Below are 25178 nucleotides of genomic sequence, written 5' to 3'. Positions count from 1 at the left end.
TAAGTTTTGAAATTTATTGGGCGTTGCCTAAAGGCCGGGCTATCCACTGCACACGATCACTCAATGTAATTAAGTTAAGAGATTTTAGATTGAGGGTTAACCATTTTTGATTTCAGATTTGTTGTAACTAAATATTTAGACTGTCCTTTTTGCGAGATTTTTTATATCAGAAATCAAAATTCAGCAATCATTTTATCTTTTAATCCTTAACTAAATGACATTGTCCGAGCGCTAGCGAACTGACGAAGTAATCTTTTTTCAGGCAGAAAAGCACAAAAAAGGATTTCCACTTTAAATAAAATTCACTGATTAAAAAATAAAAATCATGTGAAGTAATTCCTAACGCAAACCCTAATCCTGAGAAAATTCCGGATTTATTTTTCTCCTAAAGCTTTCATAACCTGCAGAATATTCTGCTGGCTGTTCCCAATGTAAATTTTACCGTCAATAATAAAAACCGGACGGCTTATAAAAGTATAATGCTCCAGAATGTATTTTTTGAAATCAGCTTCGGTTAGTGATTTGTTTTTTAAATCCATTGATTTGTAAAGTTGTGCTTTCTTGCTGAATAACGCTTCGTAGCTTCCGGACAGTTGGTACATTTCTTCCAGCTCAGTTTCAGTAATCGGATTTTGCTTGATATCGTGAAAAACCAGATCATTGTCTTTTGGTAAGCTTTTGATAATTTTTCGGCAGGTATCGCAGGAGGCTAAGTAGTATATTTTGTTCATAATTTTTAGTTTATTTCGGTACAAAGAAAAATCATTGCAACTTAAAATTGTCTAATTTTATTAAAAAAAAATTATGAATTCAGTTTTCGAAGTACAAAAGACAATCAGAGAAATTTTATTGAAGATTTTAGACAATCATTCATTAGAACAATTAAATAAAATTCCGGAAGGATTTAGCAATAATTTGATTTGGAATATCGCACATTGTATAGCTGCACAACAGAGTTTAGTCTATAAATTATCGGGACTGCCGTCAAAAGTTTCAGAAGATTTTATTGCCCGATACAGCAAAGGAACCAAACCGGAAGGCGATGTTTCGCAAGCGGAAGTGGACGAAATCAGACGGTTACTTTCAGAAACACTTCATCAGGTCCAAAAAGATTATGCAGATAAAATTTTTGTGAATTATAGAGAGTATACTACAAGCATGGGATTTACACTTCGAAACGTTGAAGATGCCTTATCTTTCAACAATTACCATGAGGGCACCCACACCGGAATAATAATGAGTATCCGAAAGTTTGTTTAGAAACTTTCGGATTTTTTAATTCTCAATAGTTTCTATTGTTACAGTCATTGCTCCTGCTCCTTTTCTATTGGTAATATCCATAAAAGCTCTTTTCGACAAATCTATTTCTCTGGTTTTTACAAAAGGACCTCTGTCGGTTATTTTAACGATAACAAACTTTCCATTGGCTTCATTTGTTACTTTTACTTTAGTACCAAAAGGGAGTTTTTTGTGGGCAGCTGTATATTTATTATTATTAAATCTGCTGCCGTCTGCAGTTTTTTTCCCATTAAACCGATCATGGTAGTAGGAAGCATGAGCCGATTTTTTATAGGTTTTTAATTTTAAGCCTTCAATACTAAAAACAGAATCGCTTAAAGGCAGCATTTTTAATTTATCTGTTTTTAAAGTATCCTGAGAAACCTTGTTTTCAACCGGCTTACTCTGGCTCATAACGTAGGTAAAGCAACTAAAGAGAGTTACTGAAAGAATAGAGAGCAGAATGTTTTTTTTATTCCTCATAATTTATTTTTTTTCAGACTTGGGGAGTTTGTACAAATAATATGCCGAGATAAAAAAAGCCCTGAATAAGGGCTTATTTTGGTTTTTTTAGAACCATAAGTTCCAGGGAATTCTACTTAAAATAAGCACTAAACCTATTCCGTAAAATATAGAAAATGTTTTAAATTTTGCTTCACTATTGATTAATTTTTTATGTTTTGACCATCCTATTGTAATTAGAATAATAGCAATGATATTGATTAACGGATGTTCTAATGAAGTTAATCGAAGAGCTGCATTTGACATTTGTCCTAAAGAATCTTTCCCTAACGGAGACACAAAATAAAGTATCAATCCGATTAACAATTGTGTATGAGTACCTATTAATGCAAATAAAGCAATTTTGCGATCCCTGGCTGTAAATTCTTTTTTTGAAGTAAACCCTAGAATGGCATTTACAACAGCGACTAATAAAAGTAATAATGCCAAATAAGCCCAGCCGGAGTGGAGTTTTTGAATAAAATGATACATAGATTAATATTTTGTTTGAAACAAATATAACAAAAAAGGTTAAAAAAAAACGGCATTAAACTAAAAGTCAATGCCGTTTTTAATTATTTATTTTGGTTCTTATTTAGTTGAAAGAGTATCTAGCTCCAATTTGCATTTGCCATCTTGATGATTGCAAACCAGCATCATCAATTTGATTGATATTCTTTGTAATATTTGGATTAAAATTGAATGTTGGCGTTGTACCATCTGCTAAGAATCCAGTGTGCTTAATAAGCAATAGTTGATCGTTTGTCATAAAGTATCTTCTTCCCCAGTTTTTGTTTAACAAGTTTGTAAAGTTAAAGATATCAGCTGTAAACTCTAATTTATGGCTTTTCTTATTAACATTTATTGAGAATTCTTGAGCAACTTTTACATCGATAACATGACTCCAATCTAAACGGTCTCCATTACGTTCTGCATATTTACCTCTTCTGCTATTTAAATATTTGTCATTAGAGATAAAATTATTAAGTGCTTCCCATTGTTGATCTGCCGTCATTGTTGCAGAAGGTGTGAAAACTATTTCATTTTTGTTTCTAGGAACATAAATTAAAGCTGAAGGTTGAAAAGTATCACGTAATAAATTACCAGTGTCATCATAAACATAACTAAATGGTGTTCCCTGAGTACCTTCATAATAAAAACCAATCGTAGTTTTAATTGATTTATTCCATTTGAATTTTAAAGAAGAATTAGCAAGCACTCTTGATCCTTGATCAAAATCTGATCTAGACACTCCAGAAATTGCATTTGAACCGTTAACAGTTTCTATGAACTGCCATTGTGAACTGTTTTGTGAACTTGTTGCATCCATCCAAACATATGATTCCCCATAAGCATAAGTTGCTGAAATATTTGCATCAATGAAATCTGAGTAGAAGTTTTTAGCAACAGTAAAGTTTGTATTCCATGAACTTCCTGCTTTTTTATTAGATGCTAAATAAATACCTTGGTAAGTGTTATCTATACGAGCATTTCCATTGTATCTTGGTCTGTTATCTGCACCTGTTAAATTGATTGCAGGGTCAGCAATGTTTAAGTTTTGGTACTGGATTGAGTTAAGATTTTCATTCCAAATTGCTTCAGCCGATATAACCCAGCCAGATCCTAATTTTCTATCGAAGGCTAAACTAGTTTTTAAAACTTGTGGAAGCTTAAAATCTTTAGCAAATAAATCGACATTTCCACCCACTTTTCCACTTCCTGGCAATGGTCCTAGCGCAACACCATTAGAATATAATTGGCTATCAACACTTGTGTTAGGATTGAAGTTTGGTGTAGGAGTACCAGCAGAGTTATTAATTAGGATACTATTTTGAGAAATACCATTATTATTATATGCTCCTCCTGGCCACACCAATGGAACTCTGGAAGTAAAGACACCAATACCTCCTCTAACCTGAGTTATTTTATCACCATCAACATCGTAGTTAAAACCAATTCTAGGTGAGAAATGTACTGTATTTTTAATTGCCTGACCAACCTTTGCACCTTTTAAATCTTTCCCTTTAGCTTCTAACAAGCCAATTGTTCTGGTATTAAAATCCTCATTCACAAGTCCATCATACCATACTGGCATATCGGCTCTAACACCAACATTTAAGCGAAAGTTGTCTGATACTCTGATATTGTCCTGAACATATAAACCAAATTGATTCATGTTAAAATCAGCAGCTCCATTAGAATCGTCTCCTGAACCACCAAATAATGAATATCCTAAACGGTAACGGTATGCCTTATAACCTAAATCTGGTCTCATAAACTCATTTAAGTTATTATAATCATACGCTCCAAAATTTCTATTGATAAATACATTTTTCGCATGAGATAGTTCATTGTGTGTACCAATTAAAATATTATGTCTACCAATATTAATTTCAAAATTGTCTGTGATAGTTAATACTCTTTGATTTAGCAAGTTTGCAGTTGAGCTTGCTTCAGATCCAAAAAAAATCGTTCCGGAACCATCTCTAATAGATACAGTTGGGAATGGATCTCCAGATGCATCTCTATCGTCATTTACAGTTGTGAATCCAACAACTAAGTTATTCGAGAATTTATTATTGAATCTAGTGTTTAATTCTAACGATGCCGAATTTGTAATAGATTCAAAAGTTTGAGCTCCGTTTAAGAAATTAATTGCAGTGCTTGAAGAACGGTTTGGAGAAAAGTTTATAGATTTTACATAACTATTTTTAATAGATAATTTATTGTTATCATTAATATTCCAGTCAATTTTTGCAATTAATTTATCACTTGTCAATGAAGCTTTATTATTTTGATATGACCCAGGATTATACCCATATGTATCAATTAAATATTTACTTAAAGCTTCTAATCCGTCTGCTTTTGTATTTCCTGTGTAATTTGCAATCTCAAAAGGCTGCGGTGTATCGTTTTCTTGTTTTTCATAGTTAATGAAATAGAACAATTTATCTTTTAAAATTGCTCCCCCTGCTCTAACACCATATGTTTGTGCCGTAAAATCAGCCAATCTGGTTCTTTCAATATCACTTCCGGAACGAGTTGGAGTTTTTCCTGCTAAAGATTGATCTCTGTATAAAAAGTAAGCAGAACCGTCAAAATTATTTGTTCCTGAACGTGTAATTGCACTAATCGCACCTCCCGCAAACCCTGATAATTTAACATCAAAAGGAGAAACACTTACCTGAAATTGCTCAATTGCATCTAATGAAATCGGGCTAACTCCTGTTTGACCTCCATTCGTACCATTGGCTGCTAATCCAAAAACATCGTTATTTACAGCTCCATCAATATAAATTGCATTAAATCTGTTATTTTGACCACCAATAGAAATTTGATCATCACCCCGTAATTGCGCCTGAGGCGTAAGTCTTGCAAAATCAGCAATATTTCTTGATAATGAAGGTAATTCATTAATTTTATCGCGATCAATAACGGTTTGAGCTCCTGTTTTTTTAGAGTTAAACATTGGATCTTTTCTTCCAACTACAACTACTTCATTAAGTTCATTAGCCTCATCTTTTAAGCTTACTTTCAAGCTTTTAGAATCCCCTAATTGAAGATAAACCCCTGTTTCAGTATAGGTTTTAAAACCAACAAAAGTAACTTCAATTTTATAAGGACCACCTACACGCATGTTTGAAATCCTAAAATGACCATCAAAATCCGTGGTAGTTGAGTAACGGCTCCCTGAAGCTTCATGAACAGCAAGTATTGTTGCTCCTGGAAGTGATTTGTTTTGAGAATCATTTACAACTCCGTTAATCGAAGAAGTAGTGTTACCTTGCGCATAAATATCTCCTGCATAAATAAATGCTAAAAGCATTAAGAGAAACTTTGACAATTTTTTCATCTGTTTTTTGTTATTTGTTTTTGGCAAAATTATAACATTTTAATCAGATAATGTTATCAAAGTGTTAAGAAACATGAGTTTTGTCTATTCTGTTAAGTATTAAAACGAATTTTCATTTTTTCAATAAATAAAAGAATCATTTTTTAAATTTAAACTGCTTATTTTTGTTAAAAACATAAAAAAACACAGGGTATAAATCTGTTAAAGTTTCAAAAACAAGCATTTACACTATATTAATCTTACATTTTAAACCAAAAAACGCCTTGATTTGCTCAAATCAAGGCGTTAGTATTTTAAAAAATTAACAGGAACTATTTCTTTATTTTAAAAAATGGTTAAGTAAAAAAGTTGTCGAACTATCGTGAGTTTTTACCGTTTTAGAATTAATTTCATCTAAAATTGAATTCGCCAGTTGTTTTCCTAGTTCTACTCCCCATTGGTCAAAACTAAAAATGTTCCAAATTACTCCTTGTACAAAAATCTTATGCTCATACAACGCAATCAGAGATCCTAAACTTTTAGGAGTCAGCTTTTCAATCAGGATTGTATTGGTTGGCTTATTTCCTGTAAAAACTTTAAACGGCAGCAAATAAGATGCTTTTTCAGCAGCAAGTCCTTGTTTGTCAAACTCTGCCTGTACCTGCTCAGCAGTTTTTCCGTTCAGTAATGCTTCTGTCTGTGCAAAAAAGTTAGACATCAGTTTATCGTGATGATCTTTATTTCCGTATAATGGTTTTATGAAACCGATAAAATCAGTTGGAATTAATTTTGTTCCCTGATGAATCAACTGAAAAAAGGCATGCTGCGAATTTGTTCCAGGCTCTCCCCAGATAATAGTTCCGGTTTGATAGTTAACCGGTTTTCCGTCACGCCCAACACTTTTACCGTTGCTTTCCATTGTTGCCTGTTGCAGGTATGGAGCCAGTTTTTGCAAATATTGAGTATACGGAATCAAAGCCTCACTTTCGGCACCATAAAAGTTATTGTACCAAACGCTTAACAAAGCTAAAATTACCGGAATGTTTTGATCAAATTCTGCCGATTTGAAATGTTCGTCCATTTCATTAGCACCTTTTAGTAAGTCATTATAGTTATCAAAACCAACTGCCAAAGCGATGCTTAAACCAACTGCACTCCATAAAGAGAATCTTCCGCCAACCCAGTCCCACATTGGAAAAACATTGTCAGGATTAATTCCAAACTCGGTTACTTTTTGAATGTTAGTTGAAACCGCCACAAAATGTTTGGCTATATCTTCCTGAGAAGCCGATTTCAGGAACCATTCTTTTATGGTTTCTGAGTTCGATAATGTTTCCTGAGTAGTAAATGTTTTAGAAACAATTAAAAACAAAGTTGTTTCCGGGTTTAATTTTTTGATCACCTCGTTCACATGGTCTCCGTCTACATTAGAGACGAAATGTACATTTAAGTGATTTTTATAAAACTGCAGGGCTTCAACTGCCATTACAGGACCAAGATCCGAACCTCCAATACCAATATTTACGATATCTGTAAACGCTTTTCCGGTAAAACCTTTTCTTTCTCCTGAGATTACCTCGTTTGTGAAGTTTTTAATTTTATTTTTTACTTCGTAAACTTCCGAAATTACATTTTCTCCGTCTACTTTTATAACTGCCGATTCAGGCGCACGTAAAGCTGTATGCAAAACCGCTCTGTTTTCAGTCTGATTGATGATTTCTCCTCCAAAATAATCAGCAATCGCGTCTTTTAAACCAATTGTATTAGCTAATTCCAACAAAAGCGAAATAGTTTCCTCACTAATGTTGTTTTTAGAATAATCGACCAAAAAATCATTCCATTGCAAGTTGAATTTTGCGACACGATTATCATCTTGCTGAAATAATTCCTGTATTGTAGTGTTCTGAATTGCGTTAAAGTGGTTTTGCAGTTTTTTCCACGCTTCAGTCCCGGTTGGGTTTGTTGTGTTTAAAGCCATTTTTATAAAATTGTAGTTTTTTTTAGAAATACAAAAATACTGAAATAACTATTTAATACTTCTTTACGGGGCAATTAGTTACGAAAACGATTTATACATTGGTTAGTATTTTGAGAATAAGTGCCAATGGAAAAACGATAAGACCTATTATAAATATAGTTTTACCATGTTTTCTGTCAGTTTCATTATAGGAATAAACTCTGTCTCCATTTGGCAGCGTTTTTTTTGAAGTCCACAATGAATATCCAATAACAATTCCAATTCCTCCTCCTAAAAACGAAAACAAATAACCTGCTAGTATCCAGGGTTTTTGATTTTCATCCGGTTTTGCTAAAATTTCTAAACGTTGCTTTTTTAAAGAAGCAAGCATTTCTGAATCAATCGATTTGCCTCTGCTCTTCAGGATTTTTTGAGCCAGTTTATAATCAAAAATATTCCATTCATCAGATTTCAAAAGAACTTCATATAATTCTTCATTGGTAAAACTTAACAAATAATAGTCCTGATCAATTTTATCAAGAATATTTTCGGCATCTTTTTCAATGACAGCGCCGGCTTTTTCAAAATCTGATAAATCAATTTTTATTTCATATTGATTTTGCAAAGTGCTTCCCGAAAAAGTAACATCCAATGGAGGAATGTTATCTGCCAAAACAGTTTTTATATTGTTTTCGTTTAATAATGACTCGACTTCACGAGCCTGACTCAATGTTGGAAAACTTTGAAAAACAGTCAGATTTTCAGTCATAATTATATAGGTATTTAAGTTTTAGAAGGCAATATAATTACCAAATCTTCCACCAGGGTTTTTTATTAATTTCAATAGTTTTCTGCACCTTATTAATCTCAATTCTTTTTGGCTCTTCAGTTTTTATAGTTGAATCATCAAAAAAAAGTTCACCGTTATTACTCATCCCAATTGGTGATTTTGTCCTTTCCTTCCAGTTTTCTGTTTGCAATTCCGGAATTAAAGGCGAATTTATTTTTGCATTAAATTTCTGTTTCGCTTTTTCTATTATTTCTTCTTCAATATTGGAAGTTGAATTCTTAAAAAGTGAAAGTGCATTATCCGGAATATGAAGCAGGAAAATCTGTGTCTTATTTTCGCTTTTTTGGATATACAAAACCTTAAAAAACGAAATCTCATCCAAAAGAAAATGACCAATTTTCGAAGAATCAGGATTAAATTTCGATATATCTTTTGCATTTGCACTGGCAATTAAATACCTCAAATTTCCCGAAAGGCCACCGCCCATAGAAGTCATGTCGGTAAATCCTTTTTCCTTAATTATCTGTCCAACTTTATAATTCTCAATTAAGGTATCAGTCAGATTAGTATCTCTGTAAAAGAGTTTCAAATCTGAAAAAGTTTCATCAAGAGTTTCTTTAATACGTTTATTCTTCATTTTTTCTCTTGCTTTTAAGAATTGCTAAAGATTACCAATACTGTCTAACTCTCTTTTTAAAGGTTCGATTTGTTTAAAGAAACGCTCTTTATAATTGCCGGCCAGAGATTCGCCGGTTGGTAAATTAAGTCGCAAGGCATCAACCTGAATTCCGTTTTTCCAGAATCGATAGCAAACGTGTGGTCCTGAAGCCAAACCTGTGCTTCCAACAAGCCCTATCGTTTGGCCCTGATTAACACGCTGACCTCGGCGGACCAAAATTTTAGACATATGGAGATATTGAGTCGAATAAGTTCCGTTGTGTTTTACTTTTACAAAATTTCCGTTTCCGGCAGTATAACCTGTTTGCTCCACTGTTCCGGAAGCGGTTGTCGAAATTGGAGTTCCTCTGGGAGCCGCATAATCAGTCCCTTTATGTGCTTTCCAGGTATGCTGTACTGGATGAAATCTGTTCATTGTGAATCTTGAAGTGATTCGGCTAAATTTGATTGGTGTTTTTAAGAAGAAGTTTTTCAGTGTTTTTCCTTCATCGTCATAATATTCAATTTTTCCTGAAAGGGTATCTTTCACAAACGGAAAAGCGTATACAATTTTTCCTTTGTATTCAAAAAAAGCAGCTTCGAGTTCCTCCACTCCATCGTATGTTTTACCATTTATAAAACGTTCGGTAAAAATTAGTCCGTAACGATCGCCCTTTTTAAGTTTAAAAAAATCGATAGACCAGGAAAAAACTTTGGTAATTCTGCTGGCAAGAGCAGCCTCAACACTATTATTCCCTAAGGTTTCTGAAAGTGAGCTTTTTAAAACACCACCTATAATTTTTCGTTTGAGGGTAACGGGTTTTACTTTTTTATAAGCTTTTGCAATACTATCTCTAAAATCTACGACATAATAAGTAAGCGCATCTGGCTGATAAATAAAAACCTGCAGTTTATTGGTTTTATTTTTGGACCGAAGAATGGTATAAGGCTTATTGTAGCGAATAGTTCTGACACTAAAAGAATCTTTTACCTGCTCGACAATATCATAAACCTGTTTTTCTCCTATATTTTGACCCTGAATTATTGACCCGAAAGAATCCCCTTTTTGTACTGTATCATGGACGACATTAAAATCAGCGTAATTAAACCCAAACTCAACCTTTTTAGTTTTTGGTTTACTAATTTTAGTTTCAATTTTTTCTTCTGTTTTTTCACATGAAATAATTGAAAATAAGAGAATTATAATTACGAATGCTTTTTTCAAATTTTTATTTTTTTTCAGAAACTAAGCTCCTGGCTCATTTCCCCAATTAGACAATTCTTCTTCGCTCCACAATTTAGGAAAAAAGATGCGTCTTTGGTATTTTGGATGCATATATTTTTGCCAGTCGCTTCCACCTGTTGCTTCTCCGTTTCCTTTTCCGCTTTCCAGAATATATTTAATGGCTGTATTTAAATGCTGCATTACCCAGGTAATATTTACAGTATGGTCGTAATGACGCATTGCTTTGATCAATTCAGAATTTTGCTGATCTTCAACCGGCAACTGAGTAAATTTTTTCCAGATATTTTTAGTTTTGAAGTCTGCTATCTGACGCAGAAATTGTCCTTTATATTTCTTCTCAAATTCCTGCAGCAAATATGATTTTTCACCAGTATGATAATCTTTGCCTGCGGCCTGCCAATACAAATGTTCGAAAGAAGTTTCTAAATCGGTGTTTTCATCAAAATTAGCTTTATATCTTCTATCAGTTAAATTGATAACATCTGTTGAAGCAAATTCGATCATTCTGTACTGAGCACTCTGGAAACCACTTGCCGGAGTCAAAGTGTTTCTAAATTTCATATACTGATCTACCTCCATCCCGTTTTCCATAATACTGAATGAATTCGTCAACATATCAAAATAGCGGGTAATTCTGGAAAGTCTTTCTCTAAAAAAATCAACCTGTATATTTTCTGTATCTGCAATCTGATCAATTTCCCAAAGGATCATTTTAAAAATCAATTCATTGACCTGATGGTACATAATAAAAACCATTTCGTCAGGCAGGGTTGTTCTTTGTATTTGAAGATTTAAAAGAGCATCAGTCTGAATATAATCCCAGTAAGTGATTGGTTTTGACCAAAGCAAGCCTTCAAGCTGAACATCTGTTTTTTGATTTATAGCTTGAAATTTAAGATCAATTTCTTTTAGGATTGATTCAGAATTATCTGTGGTATTCATTATTTTTTTACTTTAAATGGATATTTTAATCCTTTATATTCATCAATATCAGCCTTAAGTGAGCCTACTGCAAGATCCGCTTTTATTCTAACAGGAACTTTATTATTATCATCTGTTATCCAAAGCGTTACGCTTTCTTTTTCTTTAAAAACGCGGCCTGTTTGTACCAAAGGCTTAAAAACCATTGTTGCAACGGTGCCAAATTTAGTTGTAATATCCTGACGACCTATATATTTTAACTTAAATTTTGTGATCTCATCATCAAAAAACATATCGATTGTAATAGATTCGCCCGATTTTAATTTATCGATATTAGGGTGATTTCTTAAATAATAAAAAGACGAAATAATATCCTGTACCTCCTCTGTAACCACAATTGTTTTTTCGGTTTTACGCTTATAATCTTTTACTAAAACCCGATTTTGGGACTGGTTAAAAAAGCCTTCCTGATTTTTAGTATAACCTCCTTCATTAATTTTTCGAACATATCGATAAGGCTGATTTGTTTCTTTGTCAAAATAGCTTTCGTATAAATCTTCCACTTTAAAGAAAAATTTTGACATCCCGGTTGTATATCCTTTTCCCACTGCATGAAAGACTTTTTTGTTATTTACAACAGCATCTTTAACCTCAAGAGTAGCATAGCCTGCATTTACAATTCCGTAATGAATCCTGAATCTGAAATATTCTCCCACATCAAAGGAATCTTCTTTAAAGGTATCAAAACTTAGTGTGGTGAGAATTAATATGAATAGAACTAGTTTTTTCATAGTAAGATATTTGATCGTTTACTGCCACAAACGCAAATTTTATTCCAAATATACCAAAACAAAAAAACTCAGTCAACGAATGACTGAGTTTTTATGCTATTAACTAACCAAAAAACTATAAATTATGAAAATTTATATCAATTCGGAAGGAAACCACCCCTTCTCGATTTGCGAGTGCAAAGATAAACACAAAGTTTAAATAATAAATAGCAAAAAGTGAGTTTAACAAAACATTTGCACATAAATCATCAATTTATAGCGTGTTTTTTTACATAATGTAAAAAAAATGCGTTTTCACAAAGTTCCTCTTAATTCCTGCTCTCTTTCAATAGATTCAAAAAGGGCTTTAAAGTTACCTGCACCAAAGCCTTTTGCCCCCATTCTTTGTATAATTTCGAAAAAAAGTGTCGGTCTGTCCTGCACTGGCTTAGTAAATATCTGCAACAAATACCCATCTTCGTCAGCATCGACCATGATGGCTAACTCTTCGATTTGGTTTAAATCTTCTTTCATCATCTCCATGTGCACACCTAATCTTTCCGGAATTGCCTGATAATAAGTATGGGGTGGTGCAGATAAAAACTCAACACCTCTGGCTCTTAGTTGGGATACTGTTTTAATTATATCGTCTGTTGCAATGGCAATATGCTGGATACCTGGTCCTCCATAAAAATCTAAATATTCTTCGATTTGAGATTTTTTCTTTCCTTCAGCAGGTTCGTTAATTGGGAATTTTATTCTTCCATTTCCGTTAGACATTACTTTACTCATCAATGCTGAATATTCTGTGGTGATTTGTTTATCATCAAAAGACAGGAAATTCACGAATCCCATAACGTCTTCGTAGAATTTCACCCAGGTATTCATTTCGTTCCAGCCTACATTTCCAACCATGTGATCAATATATTTCAAACCTGTTGGTTCTGGATTATAATCGGATTTCCATTCTTTATAACCTGGCAAGAAAACGCCATTATAATTTTTTCTCTCAACGAAAATATGAACCGTTTCGCCATAAGTATAAATTCCGGAGCGAACCACCTGACCAAATTCATCTTCCTCAACCGTTGGCTCCATAAAAGAGCGGGCGCCTCTTTTCATGGTTTCCTCATACGATTTTGTGGCGTCTTCAACCCAAAGCGCCGCCACCTTTACGCCATCTCCGTGTTTTTTCAAATGTTCGTTTATTGGAGAATCTACCGTAAGAGGTGTTGTCAATACAATTCTGATTTTGTCCTGTTTTAAAACATAAGATGCTCTGTCTTTTACTCCGGTTTCTAATCCGGCGTAAGCCAATGACTGATATCCAAAAGCTGTTTTGTAATAATGCGCAGATTGTTTTGCATTTCCTACATAAAATTCGACATAATCTGTCCCTAATAATGGAAGGAAATCTTGTGCTCCTTCAAATATTTTCTCTAATCCGTATTCTACTGATTTTATTTCTTTACTCATAATTAGATAATTTGTCAATTAGATAATTAGATAATTTTGAAATGAGCGAATGTGATAATTTTCTAATTGACACATTGACTAATTATCTAATTTTTAAATTTTGATGTTGCTATTATTTTATTTAAATTTTTTAATATTTATGATAACTGATTTATAAGTTCTTTACAATTTGGATACTCTTTATGAGCATCACATAAAACAACCAATATTCTGTTTCGTCTGCTTCTTTGATTGCAATTTTTAATTTATGGATAAAATCTGCTTTACTTTAGGCATTTTGTGATTCTTTTGAATTGGCTCCAATTGATGTTCCGCTTTTTAATAATTGATTAGCAATAACAAACTTTTTTTGTTCTTGAAGTTCAGTCGTATAATTAATTATGTCTAACGCGAAATTGAAAGTTTTAATTAAAAGAACGTTGTCTTTGTATTTTTCGTTAAAGGTCATTTTTGTTGATTAGATAATTTGTAAATGTGTCAATGAGATAATTTATTTTGTAAGTTTAAAATTACAATAATTATTTGAAATATTTCATTTATACGTTTTTAAGAACATTATCTAATTTTCTAATTGCCACATTTACTAATTAAGACTCAGTCCAGGATTTGTAGTACAGCCCATCATCCAATCCCATAGCTTCTTCAGTAACCATAAGCGGTCTGAAAGTATCAACCATAACAGCCAATTCCTGAGTTTCTTTATGACCAATACTGCGTTCCATTGCTCCAGGTGCAGGTCCGTGTGGAATTCCTTTTGGGTGTAAAGTAATATGACCCTGCTCGATATTATTACGGCTCATAAAATCTCCGTCTACATAATAAAGTACTTCGTCTGAATCTATATTGCTGTGATTGTATGGCGCCGGAATGGCTATTGGGTGATAATCGTAAAGTCTTGGGCAGAAAGAACAAACAACAAAAGCTGCTGTTTCAAAAGTCTGATGTACCGGTGGCGGTTGATGGATACGTCCGGTTATAGGTTCAAAATTATGGATCGAAAATCCGTATGGAAAATTATATCCGTCCCAGCCCACAACATCAAAAGGATGCGTAGCATAAACTACCTCGTGAATCATGCCTTCTTTTTTGATTTTAATTAAAAAATCACCTTTTTCGTCGTGTGTTTCCAATTCGTTTGGCAAAATAAAATCGCGCTCGCAAAATGGCGAATGTTCTAAATGCTGGCCGGATTGATTTTTATAACGTTTTGGAGTATAAAAAGGAGAATAGGATTCTACGTAAAATAATCGGTTTTCTTCTGTTTCGAAGTCGATCTGATAAATAATGCCTCGGGGAATAATTAAATAATCGCCATACTCAAACGGAATATTCCCTAACATGGTTCTTAATTTACCTTTTCCTTTATGAATGAAAAGCATTTCATCAGCATCTGCATTTTTGTAGAAATAATTTCGAAGTGATTGTTTGGGTGCAGCTAATCCAATAATACAGTCTTTGTTGACTAACATTGCTTTTCGACTATCTAAAAAGTCGTTTTCAGACTTTAATTCGAAACCTTTAAAAAGCAAAGATTTTATATTTTTTCCGATTGCAATTTTTGGTTCAACCGAATAGGAATTTAAAATTTCTTTAACCTGTGTTGGTCTGTGTACGTGATATGACAATGACGAATGTCCGTGAAAACCTTCGGTTCCAAACAATTGTTCGTAGTAAAAACCTCCGTTTGGTTTTTCAAATTGGGTGTGTCGTTTTTTCGGAAAGTCTCCGAGTTTATGATATAATGGCATGGCTTTTCAATTAGATAATTTATAAATTAGATAATTCGAAAATTAGAATTGTGTGAACAGATAATCTGATCATTTTTTGAATGATCCAAATTATCTCAATTCGGCCGTTTTACTCAGGATTTCTCTTGATAAGGAATTGAAGATACTCTAATAAACCTGTCCATTTTGTTTTCATTACAACAAATATCGTAATTTTTATTGATTTAAATTACAAATTAAAACGAAAATCCAATATTAAACCAAGTATATCCTTTTGGGTTTTCCGGTGACCATGAATACTTTATTTCTATAGGTCCAATAATGGTTTCTAAACCATAACCCACTGCATAACCGGAATATTTAGGCATATCAATCCAGTCTACTGTACTAAAAAGATTGTCACCCAGATTGGCATAATTGGCAGAAAAATTAAGATGATTCTTTCTGAATATTTCATAATCAAAAGTTATCCCTGCTTTTATATAGCTATTACCGGAAATACTCAGAAAATCATATCCATAAAAATAATTAAAGTTATTTATCTTGCTGTAGCCATATCCTCCCAATATATAATCAAAAAACGGAACGCTGTCATCCCCAAATGTAAAGCCTGCATCTGACTGGAATTTTATTGTAGCTCTGTTAAAAATGGTTCTTGCAATTCCGATTTCGGCTTTTGCAGTAGAAAAAGGATTAAACTGATGTGTATAATTGGATGAAGCTAAATAAGTTTGAACATCACCCGAGAAATACCAGCCTGATCTGGGAAAGCTTTTGTTATCAAAAGAGTCGTATTTTAAATATCCAAAAACACTAAAATAATTACTTTCATCAATTGTTGAATTGGTATCTAATGTAGGCGATTTTATTTTTAGAAACTTATATTCCAATCCCCCACCCATAAGGAATTTTTGCACAAAAATAGTTTGAAAATAAGCCTGATTAGAGATATCTATAAAATCTACATTAATTAGATTGTTACTTAAATTTCCTACAGTTTGATTGCTGATACTCTCTGTTACATTTCGATTAAACTGATTAAGTCGGGAGTTAAAGCCAAAACTGATATTAAAACCATTTTCGACATAATAATTAAAATCGTACCTAAAATTATCTCCCAGAATAATGTCTAGTGAAGTATTATCGTTTTTTAAAAATGTCTTCCTATGAGTCAGATTTACTAAAACAGCACTTTTGTAAAGTCCGTCATAGTGCAGTCCCAGCTTTAGATAGGTATGCGTAGGATTTTCTTTCAGGACAAGATTCAAATCATCTTTATTGCCGTTTGGCTCAAGAGAATAGGAAATTGCGCTGAAATTGTGTGTTGCATCTATATTATTTATTCCTACGCGCAGATCTTCATACGTTATCGTACTGGATGGTTTAAAACGGAGTTTACTTGTTATATACTCTTTCGTATAATCTCTTAGCTTTGTATTGTTTATTTTTTCTATTTCAAGAGTATCCGAAGCTATTTTTAATTTGGGTTTTTTATAAAAATGTTGTTCGTCTGCCAAAGTTTTAATTTTTTCATAAACCTCAAATGTGGCATCTTCTCCTCTTCTGATTATTTCTCCGCCTCGATCAAATGAAATAACCCCAAAATCACGAATATCCGGTTTGATATAAATATCAGTATCTGCCCTTTTTCCTTTCATTTTTTCGATAGACTGCAGATTGGTAATCTGAACCAGGATACGGGTAGCGTTTTTTAGTCCTTTACGGCTTAGTAAATCATCCTGTACATCAACTCCAATGATAATATCAGCACCTAAATTACGAACTTCCTTAATAGGATAATTATTAACAACTCCCCCGTCTACCAATAACTTTCCATCGACCTCTACAGGAGAAAATAATGAAGGGAAGGCGGCACTGGCCACCATGGCCTGAGCCAGATTACCTTTGTTCAGCAAAACTTCTTCGCCAGTTTCAATATTAGTTCCTATACATAAAAAAGGAATCGGCAATTGATTAAAATCCCTTACATGACGAACATTTCTGGTCAAACTGCTCAATAAATTATAATTGTACATTCCCTTTGAAAGCGCTTCGGGAATACCTACTCTTAAATTGCTAAAAGGCAAAACAATGGCATATAATTCGTCGTTTTTCTTGCCATAAAAATTTTTGGATCCTCTGGGAATATAATCATTAATTAGTTCATCAAAATTGGTTCTCTTAAAAATCGAATCAATTTGCTCTGCATTATATCCTGTTGCATAAAGCCCTCCAATTACAGCACCCATACTGGTTCCACCAATATAATCAATTTTTATTCCTGCTTGTTCCAACACCTTTAATACCCCAATATGAGCAAAGCCTTTTGCTCCGCCTCCACTTAGAACCAAACCAATTTTTGGTCTTTTTATACTATCCGTATTTTTTTCCTGTGAAAAAGATTTTTGCGAAATAAGTACTAAAAGTATTAAAAACACTAATGCTCTGCCCCAGACAGGAATGGAAAACCGGAAGAGACAAAAAGCTATTTTTCCCTGTAAAAAAAAAGCGACCGCCGAAGCTCCTTTTTTTACTGCAGAAAAAAAACTTTTAGGCCGGGTATTTGAAATGGATAACTGGATTAGGCGCATAAAAAGATACTAATTTGTTTTGTAAAAGTCGACAATTTTTTTGGCTTTTGATACACCCACAACATCAGATATTTCTTTTTCAGTAGCCAATTTTAATCTTTTAACACTTTTGAAATGTTGAATTAACGCAAGCATTGTTTTTTCGCCAATACCCGGAATACTTTCTACAGACGAATTGAGAGCTGCTTTGCTTCGTTTGTCACGATGAAAAGTGATCCCGAACCGGTGTGCTTCGTTTCGTAATTGCTGGATTACTTTTAATGTTTCGGATTTTTTATCTAAATATAACGGAATCGAATCACCGGGATAAAACAGTTCTTCTAGTCGTTTCGCAATTCCGATAATAGCAATTTTACCGCGCAATCCCAGTTCGTCTATACTTTTAAGTGCAGCGGATAACTGTCCTTTTCCACCGTCTATAATAATCAGTTGTGGAAGCGGTTCGTTTTCGTCTAACAATCTTTTGTAACGGCGATATACAATCTCGGTCATTGAAGCAAAATCATCAGGTCCTACGACGGTTTTTACATTAAAATGTCGGTAATCTTTCTTGCTTGGCTTTCCGTCTTTAAAAACAACACAGGCTGCAACTGGATTGGTTCCCTGAATATTTGAGTTATCAAAACATTCTATATGTCTGGGTTCAGCCTGCAAACGCAGATCTTTTTGCATTTGCGCCATGATACGGTTAACATGTCTGTCCGGATCAACAATTTGCAATTGTTTTAATTGTTCAATTCGATAAAACTTGGCATTTCGGACTGACAAATCGAGAATTTGTTTTTTGTCGCCTAATTGCGGAACGGTAACTTTTATATTTTCACCTAAATCTACATCAAAAGGAACAATTACTTCTTTTGATAATAACTGAAAACGCTCCCTAAGTTCGATTATCGCCAGTTCCAGTAATTCTTCATCAGTTTCGTCCAGTTTTTTCTTGATTTCCATGGTATGCGAACGAATAATCGACCCATGAGAAATTTGTAAAAAGTTCACATAAGCCGCACTTTCGTCAGATACAATTGAAAAAACATCGATGTTGGTAATTTTCGGATTTACAATAGTTGATCTCGATTGATAGTTTTCCAGAATTTCTATTTTTTCCTTAATTTTCTGTGCTTCCTCAAAACGCAAATCCTGGGCATATTGGTTCATTAAACGCTTAAAATCCTTCATGCTTTCCTTGAAATTTCCTTTTAAAATTTCTCTGATTGCATCAACTTGTCTCTGATAATCTTCTAATGATTCTATTCCTTCACAAGGCCCTTTGCAATTTCCAATATGATATTCCAGACATACTTTAAATTTACCGGAATTGATATTTGATTCGCTCAAATCGTAATTACAAGTCCTTAACGGATAAAGTTCTTTGATTAAATCCAGAATGGTGTAGACCATTTTGAAATTCGTGTACGGACCAAAATATTCAGATCCGTCTTTTATCATTCTTCGGGTTAAAAATATTCTGGAAAAAGGTTCTCTTTTAATACAAATCCAAGGGTAGCTTTTATCATCACGAAGCAGTACATTATAACGGGGCTGTAACGTTTTGATCAGATTATTTTCTAATAAAAGTGCATCTGTTTCGGTAGGAACAACGATATGTTTGATAGTTACAATTTTCCTGACCAGTACATTTGTTTTCTTCGTGTCGTGAATTTTATTAAAATAAGAAGAAACCCTTTTCTTTAAGTTTTTTGCTTTTCCAACATACAATATCTTTCCCTCTTTATCATAATATTGATACACTCCAGGGTTGTCCGGAAGGGTTTGAATTTGAAGTTCTAAAGACGGTATTTGCATTATATTTGTTTCTGAAGATGTAAAAAGTATTGTCAAAAATCATTCCGATTCAAATCGGAAAGCTTAACAATGAAATCTTTTCAAATTTACGAAATCAAAAGAATAATTTCTATATTTAGATTTTATAATTCGACATGAAAAACAACGCCCCAATAGTTCTTTTTGGCGAATCGATTTTGCCCGGAGAAAACAAAACGATAAATGTAGAAATCGCCAGATTACACACTACAACCAAACTTAATATTCCGATTATAGTTCGGCGTTCTAAAATTGACGGACCCGTAGTTTTGTTCTCGGCCGGAATTCATGGCGATGAAATAAACGGTGTCGAAATTGTCCGCCAAATCATCAGTAAAAAAATCAATCGCCCAACGAGAGGAACTATTATCTGCATTCCGATTATCAATATTTACGGATTTGTAAATAAATCGAGGGAATTTCCCGATGGTCGCGACCTGAACCGTGTTTTTCCCGGAAGCAAAAAAGGCTCTCTTGCCAGCCGGTTTGCTTTTCATATCACCAATCAGGTATTGCCTCTTATTGATTATGCGGTAGATTTTCATGCAGGAGGAGCAAGTCGATTCAACGCTCCTCAGATTAGAATTACAGAAAACAATCCCGAATTAAAGCTTTTGGCTGATGTTTTTGATGCTCCTTTTACATTGTATTCTAAAAACATTAATGGTTCTTTTAGAAATACTTCTGAAAAAGCCAATGTCAAAATGTTACTTTTTGAAGGCGGAAAATCATTGGACATCAATGATCCAATTGCTAATGAAGGTGTTAAAGGAGTCAAACGTTTGCTTCATTATCTCAATATGCTCGACCCAAAAAACATAGTTGAAAAAGCTGATTTCCCATCTATCTATATTAAAAATTCCGTTTGGTTACGGGCAAAACAGTCAGGATTATTACACGATTATAATATGATCAGTAAATTTGTTACTAAAGGAACTATTTTAGCCATTATTACTGATCCGTTTGGTAAATTCGAGCAAAAAGTAAAAGCACCACATGACGGTTTTGTCATTAACGCCAATCATTCACCAATTGTTTATGAAGGTGATGCTATTTACCATATCTCTAAAAATGTAGATGAAAATGCCGACGACTAAAAAAGAACTGCGATTACATTATAAAAACCTCCGAAAAGAACTTACTGAGGAAAATATTGAAGAAAAAAGCCTTGAAATAAGTAATCAATTGATCTCCTTATCTATTTGGGACAAAACGTATTATCATGTTTTTCTTCCAATAGAGGAACAAAAAGAAGTAAATACCGAGTTTATTCTGCATCTGCTTTCCGGAAAGGACAAAGAAATCGTAATTTCAAAAAGTGATTTTGAAACCCGAATCATGTCGCACTTTTTACTGACAGATAATACCAAAATCAAGAAAAATCAATACAATATTCCGGAACCTGTAAATGGCTTACCGGTTCCTTCTCAAACTATTGATGTCGTTTTTGTACCGCTTTTAGCTTTCGATATTTTTGGAAACCGTATTGGCTACGGAAAAGGGTTTTACGATAAATTTTTAGCTGAATGCAAACCCGAAACCATCAAAATTGGGCTTTCCTTTTTTGAAGCCGTAGTCCAGATTGATGATGTTTTTGAATCGGATATAAAATTGAATTATTGTGTGACGCCTGAGAAGGTTTATAGGTTTTGAAAACTTGAAACTAACCTGCACATAACGGCTATTTATAGAAAAAAATGTATAACACAGAACCAAGCAAATATTCAACTGATTTTTATAGGTTTTTAAAAAACAAAGATGACAATAGGTTAAGTGTAAAAAAATTATTCTACTATATTTTTGCTATCATTATAGTTGTAACAATTGGACAAATCATTGCCAAAAATTCTGACCCTTATAAATCAGATAATATAGAAAATGAAAAATTTATTAAGGCAAAAATTAAACCACAAATAATTTTTGATACGATTATACTTCCGATGAAACAAACTCGTTTTAATACTTATTTTGCTATTCAATTGATTGATGGTTCAGTATATCGTTTAAATCTAATAAATAGTAAAAACAAAAATAAGATAGTAAAAAATGCAATTATTGAAAAAAAAGCTAATGATAAGACATTTGAAATAATCAATAATAACATTCGGTATAAATTCGAAATAAATGAACTAGATAATTTTGGAACAAGAATATTCCTTTTTTTGGCTTCAATATTTGTCTCTCTTATTGGAATACCACTCTGGTTCAAACAGAATGAACTAGAAAAAGAATACGAAAAAAACAACCGTTACCGCTAACAGCAGTTTTTAATCTATTTCACCATAATTCCTTCAACAAACAAAATCGGCACTTCTTCGGTATTGTTTTCGTTGATTAAGTTCGATTTGAAAATGAATTTCTTATCGTATAAAGTGTTCCCAATAAAGAAAGTCACCATAAATTCATTGTTCAAAACCAAAAGACTTTTTTCAACCATTTCGATTTTAACTACAGAAACCGCAGGAACCTCAACAAAGGCATGACGTAAAATAGACGTTTTTTTCATTTCTCCTTCAATTGTTCCAAAAGCTTTTGAAACCACCATCACGCTGTCTAAATTAAAGTCGCTGTCGTTTACCAGATAAGCGTACCAAACTTTTTCCATAAAATCGTCGCTCCATTCCTGAACGGCGGCTAAGAATACGTTTTCTACTTCGGGGATTGTAATATCTTTTTTCATATTAGTCAAAAGTTATAAAGTCAAAAGTCGAAAGTCCCAAACTTTGAGACTTTCGACTTTTGACTTTTGACTTAATTATATATTTGCTTTGAATTGCTCTAAGAAACGAACATCATTTTCGTAAAACATACGGATATCTCCAATTTGGTACAGCAGCATCGCAATACGCTCTACTCCCATTCCGAAAGCAAAACCATTGAATTCATCAGGATTGATGTCACAGTTTTTAAGAACGTTTGGATCTACCATTCCGCAGCCTCCAATTTCCAGCCAGCCGGTTCCTTTTGTGATACGGTAATCCGTTTCGGTTTTTAAGCCCCAGTAAATATCAATTTCGGCACTTGGTTCTGTAAATGGAAAGTATGACGGACGCAAACGAATCTTAGATTTACCGAACATTTCTTTCGTGAAATAAAGCAAGGTCTGTTTTAAATCGGCAAAAGAAACATCTTTGTCAATGTACAAACCTTCTACCTGATGGAAAATACAATGCGAACGTGACGAAATCGCTTCGTTACGAAACACACGTCCCGGAGAAATGGTACGGATTGGCGGTTTGTGATTTTCCATATAACGTACCTGAACAGATGATGTATGCGTACGCAACAGCACATCAGGATTGGTCTGAATGAAAAAGGTATCCTGCATATCACGTGCCGGATGGTATTCAGGTAAGTTCAGTGCAGTAAAATTATGCCAGTCGTCTTCGATTTCCGGACCTTCGGAAACGTTGAAACCAATGTTGGCAAAAATATCTATAATTTGATTTTTAACAATCGAAATAGGATGACGCGAACCAATAATTACAGGCTCAGGCGAACGCGTTAAGTCTCCAAAAAAACCTTTTACTTCTTCCTTACTTTCAAGCTCTTCCTGAATCGCTTTTACTCTTTCTTCAGCAACCGCTTTTAAGGTATTCATGACTTGACCAAAATCTTTTTTCTGGTCATTCGGAATATTTCTGAACTCATTAAAAAGCTCTCGTACCAAACCTTTACTTCCTAAATATTTAACACGGAACTTCTCTAAAGATTCTTTATTTTTATCATTAAAGGCTTTAGCTTCCTCGATATGTTCTTTTATCTTGTCTATCATTTCCATTCTACAATTGAGGGTACAAATTTAAGGAAAAAAGTCAGATATTAGGTGTAAGAAGTCAGAAGTATTTCTAAAGCTTAAGAATATCTTCAATCTTAATGCAAAATTGCTCTTTTCTCACTATTTTATCACACTAATTTTCCCTTCTATTTCCTTAATTCGTTTTATCCAGTAATCTATTCCCTCTTGATTTTTAACTGACTCTTTGTTATAATTAGACGAAACTTTACTTAATTCAATCCAGTTTTTAGTCGAGTCCCGATCTTTTTCACTTTTAGTTGATGGTTCTACTCTTGTACGCCAAAAATCGATGTTTTTAAAATAAGTTTGTTTTAACTCTTCAAAATACTCTATTAGTTTTTCTTTTGAATTTGGAATATATCCCGGTCCACTGCATCCACAGGAATGAAATGTAATTCCTACTGAATAAAGACTTTCCAAATGTTTCCATTTTTTTAAATCGTCCTTTTTTGGTGATTCAAAATCAAGTCCCATATCTGCCATTAATCCTCTACAGTCCGGGCATTTGGCTTCAAAAACAAAGCTTTCTCCATTTTTCACATCCTTTCTGAATCTTCTTTTGAATGTTTTCCGACAGTTAAAGCAGGCATAATGAGGCTTATACTGGGTTATTCCATATCTACACATTCTCAGGTCTTTTATTTGATCCAAAATTGCAATTTGAAATCAATTTTTACTCAATCAATTCTCTTTCCAAAAAATAATTTACAATCGCTTCTTTCATCAAAACGGATTGTTCACCTGCTTTTAATGGTGGCAGTTCTTCTTTTACTTTGTAATGTGGCCAGCCTTCGTCATCAAAATATTCGAATTCATAAAACCCGTAAGGTTCTAATAATCGACAAATGGCGATGTGCATCAGGTTCAGTTTTTCATCTTTTTTGAATTCGCGGTGTACTTTTCCCAGCTCCTGAACTCCAATAAGGTAAATTATGGCGTCCAAATCTAAGTCTTCTCCCTGCGAAAACTGATTAGATAATATATTAACGAGCTTTTCCCAGCGCTCTTTTAGTTGTGTATCTCTGGACATTATGATTTGTGATTTGTGATTTTAGACTGCATATTTCAGATTGTTTCAAATCTGATTCTGTTTTAAACTCTAAAATTATTGCTGCAAAGATACGGAGTTGAAATTTGAGAACACATCCCTGATAAATTCTTTTATATTTGCGTCTCATTAAAATAACGTTAATTATGAGTTTTTTCGATATGCTTTTAGGGGCACTTTTGGCCTTCAGTTTATACAAGGGCATCAAAAATGGTCTTTTTGTAGAAGTTGCTTCTTTTATTTCTTTACTTTTAGGAATTTATATAGCCATTAAATTCTCTTCTTTTCTAAAAAACATTATTGTAAAATATGTTTCATGGAATCCGAACACGGTTCAGGTTACAGCTTTTATCCTGACTTTTATTTTAGTGGTAATAGGCGTTTATTTCTTAGCCAAAATTTTAACCGGAATAGCTGATTTTGCTTATTTGGGATGGATTAACAAATTGGGTGGAGGCTTTTTCAGAGTTTTGAAAACCGTTTTGATCGTAAGTATTTTTATTTCACTGTTTGAAAAAATAAACTTCAACCAGACTTTTGCCAAAAAACAAACTTTAGACCATTATATTTTTTATAATCCGATTAAAAAAATAGCGGCTTTTGTATATCCTTCGATTGAAAAAGGATATGAAAAATTGAAAAAAGCGAATGCTGAAAAGTCTGCAGAAAAAGAATAGTGCTATAAATACCATTATCATCCTGTACGGAGTCAAGGCTTTTTAAATATTAATGAGCTTCGACTCCGCTCAGCCTGACACATCATT

General features: G+C 33.4%; 23 protein-coding genes and 1 pseudogene. 5 read left to right on the top strand and 19 right to left on the bottom strand.

From position 1 onward, the window contains the following. Nucleotides 1-374: 374 nt before the first annotated feature. The gene (locus tag FLACHUCJ7_RS07820) at nt 375-731 is read right to left on the bottom strand and encodes an arsenate reductase family protein (RefSeq protein WP_180908512.1); all 357 of its coding nucleotides are present in this window, start codon (nt 729-731) and stop codon (nt 375-377) included. A gap of 73 nt (nt 732-804) precedes the next feature. Here FLACHUCJ7_RS07820 and FLACHUCJ7_RS07815 point away from each other — a divergent pair, with 73 nt between their 5' ends. Further along, on the top strand, nt 805-1260 hold the full coding sequence (locus tag FLACHUCJ7_RS07815) for a DinB family protein (RefSeq protein ID WP_078229072.1): 456 nt from the start codon (nt 805-807) through the stop codon (nt 1258-1260). Between the two features lie 15 nt (nt 1261-1275). Here the strand turns inward: FLACHUCJ7_RS07815 and FLACHUCJ7_RS07810 are convergent, their stop codons facing one another. The 14 genes and pseudogenes from FLACHUCJ7_RS07810 to uvrC all read right to left on the bottom strand — a co-directional run bounded on the left by FLACHUCJ7_RS07810 (nt 1276) and on the right by uvrC (nt 19549). Then, nucleotides 1276-1761 carry a septal ring lytic transglycosylase RlpA family protein gene (locus FLACHUCJ7_RS07810; protein ID WP_078229071.1) on the bottom strand — a complete coding sequence of 162 codons (486 nt, stop codon included), beginning with the start codon at nt 1759-1761 and terminating at the stop codon, nt 1276-1278. Nucleotides 1762-1848: 87 nt separating this feature from the next. Then, a complete protein-coding gene (locus FLACHUCJ7_RS07805) occupies nt 1849-2271 on the bottom strand; it encodes a hypothetical protein (RefSeq protein WP_031455077.1) in 423 nt (140 codons plus the stop codon). A 103-nt stretch (nt 2272-2374) separates the two neighbouring features. Further along, nucleotides 2375-5632 (bottom strand): TonB-dependent receptor, encoded by a 3258-nt coding sequence (locus FLACHUCJ7_RS07800; protein WP_180908511.1) that lies wholly within the window; start codon nt 5630-5632, stop codon nt 2375-2377. Nucleotides 5633-5951: 319 nt separating this feature from the next. Next, a complete protein-coding gene (gene pgi / locus FLACHUCJ7_RS07795; protein ID WP_180908510.1) occupies nt 5952-7589 on the bottom strand; it encodes a glucose-6-phosphate isomerase in 1638 nt (545 codons plus the stop codon). 91 nt (nt 7590-7680) lie between these two features. Next, nucleotides 7681-8337 carry a hypothetical protein gene (locus FLACHUCJ7_RS07790; RefSeq protein ID WP_180908509.1) on the bottom strand — a complete coding sequence of 219 codons (657 nt, stop codon included), beginning with the start codon at nt 8335-8337 and terminating at the stop codon, nt 7681-7683. Nucleotides 8338-8374: 37 nt separating this feature from the next. Continuing rightward, nucleotides 8375-8995: a hypothetical protein gene (locus FLACHUCJ7_RS07785; protein ID WP_180908508.1), complete on the bottom strand. Its 621-nt coding sequence runs from the start codon at nt 8993-8995 to the stop codon at nt 8375-8377. 24 nt (nt 8996-9019) lie between these two features. After that, nucleotides 9020-10240: a M23 family metallopeptidase gene (locus FLACHUCJ7_RS07780; RefSeq protein WP_180908507.1), complete on the bottom strand. Its 1221-nt coding sequence runs from the start codon at nt 10238-10240 to the stop codon at nt 9020-9022. 21 nt (nt 10241-10261) lie between these two features. Continuing rightward, complete coding sequence (locus FLACHUCJ7_RS07775) at nt 10262-11203, bottom strand: tryptophan 2,3-dioxygenase family protein (RefSeq protein WP_078229064.1); 942 nt, start codon at nt 11201-11203, stop codon at nt 10262-10264. After that, nucleotides 11203-11973: a DUF3108 domain-containing protein gene (locus FLACHUCJ7_RS07770; protein WP_031455070.1), complete on the bottom strand. Its 771-nt coding sequence runs from the start codon at nt 11971-11973 to the stop codon at nt 11203-11205. Before FLACHUCJ7_RS07770 ends, FLACHUCJ7_RS07775 begins: the two co-directional genes overlap by 1 nt. 294 nt (nt 11974-12267) lie before the next feature. Next, nucleotides 12268-13428 carry a 4-hydroxyphenylpyruvate dioxygenase gene (gene hppD / locus FLACHUCJ7_RS07765; protein ID WP_078229063.1) on the bottom strand — a complete coding sequence of 387 codons (1161 nt, stop codon included), beginning with the start codon at nt 13426-13428 and terminating at the stop codon, nt 12268-12270. 137 nt (nt 13429-13565) lie between these two features. Continuing rightward, nucleotides 13566-13876, bottom strand: a pseudogene (locus FLACHUCJ7_RS07760) (four helix bundle protein). A gap of 139 nt (nt 13877-14015) precedes the next feature. After that, nucleotides 14016-15176: a homogentisate 1,2-dioxygenase gene (locus FLACHUCJ7_RS07755; RefSeq protein WP_180908506.1), complete on the bottom strand. Its 1161-nt coding sequence runs from the start codon at nt 15174-15176 to the stop codon at nt 14016-14018. A gap of 215 nt (nt 15177-15391) precedes the next feature. Beyond that, on the bottom strand, nt 15392-17746 hold the full coding sequence (locus FLACHUCJ7_RS07750; RefSeq protein WP_180908505.1) for a patatin-like phospholipase family protein: 2355 nt from the start codon (nt 17744-17746) through the stop codon (nt 15392-15394). Between the two features lie 9 nt (nt 17747-17755). Next, on the bottom strand, nt 17756-19549 hold the full coding sequence (gene uvrC / locus FLACHUCJ7_RS07745) for an excinuclease ABC subunit UvrC (RefSeq protein ID WP_180908504.1): 1794 nt from the start codon (nt 19547-19549) through the stop codon (nt 17756-17758). A gap of 134 nt (nt 19550-19683) precedes the next feature. Between uvrC and FLACHUCJ7_RS07740 the strand changes: the two genes are divergently transcribed. The 3 genes from FLACHUCJ7_RS07740 to FLACHUCJ7_RS07730 are packed head-to-tail and all read left to right on the top strand — an operon-like array spanning nt 19684 to nt 21825. After that, a complete protein-coding gene (locus FLACHUCJ7_RS07740; RefSeq protein WP_031455064.1) occupies nt 19684-20664 on the top strand; it encodes a succinylglutamate desuccinylase/aspartoacylase family protein in 981 nt (326 codons plus the stop codon). Then, complete coding sequence (locus tag FLACHUCJ7_RS07735; protein WP_180908503.1) at nt 20651-21220, top strand: 5-formyltetrahydrofolate cyclo-ligase; 570 nt, start codon at nt 20651-20653, stop codon at nt 21218-21220. The genes FLACHUCJ7_RS07740 and FLACHUCJ7_RS07735 overlap by 14 nt, the downstream gene beginning before the upstream one ends. Before the next feature lie 44 nt (nt 21221-21264). Further along, nucleotides 21265-21825 carry a hypothetical protein gene (locus tag FLACHUCJ7_RS07730; protein WP_180908502.1) on the top strand — a complete coding sequence of 187 codons (561 nt, stop codon included), beginning with the start codon at nt 21265-21267 and terminating at the stop codon, nt 21823-21825. Between the two features lie 14 nt (nt 21826-21839). On the opposite strand, the gene FLACHUCJ7_RS07725 is transcribed toward FLACHUCJ7_RS07730, so the two are convergent. The 4 genes from FLACHUCJ7_RS07725 to FLACHUCJ7_RS07710 form a co-directional block, all read right to left on the bottom strand. Next, complete coding sequence (locus tag FLACHUCJ7_RS07725; protein WP_078229058.1) at nt 21840-22247, bottom strand: hypothetical protein; 408 nt, start codon at nt 22245-22247, stop codon at nt 21840-21842. Between the two features lie 75 nt (nt 22248-22322). Next, nucleotides 22323-23342 carry a phenylalanine--tRNA ligase subunit alpha gene (locus FLACHUCJ7_RS07720; RefSeq protein WP_180908501.1) on the bottom strand — a complete coding sequence of 340 codons (1020 nt, stop codon included), beginning with the start codon at nt 23340-23342 and terminating at the stop codon, nt 22323-22325. Between the two features lie 123 nt (nt 23343-23465). Beyond that, the gene (locus FLACHUCJ7_RS07715; RefSeq protein WP_180908500.1) at nt 23466-23993 is read right to left on the bottom strand and encodes a hypothetical protein; all 528 of its coding nucleotides are present in this window, start codon (nt 23991-23993) and stop codon (nt 23466-23468) included. 46 nt (nt 23994-24039) lie between these two features. Continuing rightward, nucleotides 24040-24396: a hypothetical protein gene (locus FLACHUCJ7_RS07710; RefSeq protein ID WP_031455058.1), complete on the bottom strand. Its 357-nt coding sequence runs from the start codon at nt 24394-24396 to the stop codon at nt 24040-24042. A gap of 164 nt (nt 24397-24560) precedes the next feature. Here FLACHUCJ7_RS07710 and FLACHUCJ7_RS07705 point away from each other — a divergent pair, with 164 nt between their 5' ends. Continuing rightward, complete coding sequence (locus FLACHUCJ7_RS07705) at nt 24561-25091, top strand: CvpA family protein (protein ID WP_078229056.1); 531 nt, start codon at nt 24561-24563, stop codon at nt 25089-25091. Nucleotides 25092-25178 lie beyond the last annotated feature (87 nt).

The organism is Flavobacterium salmonis (assembly GCF_903819435.1).
GTDB lineage: Bacteria > Bacteroidota > Bacteroidia > Flavobacteriales > Flavobacteriaceae > Flavobacterium > Flavobacterium chungangense.
Note: the sequence above shows the minus strand (reverse complement) of the source record. Positions and strands in the feature narration are given on the sequence as shown.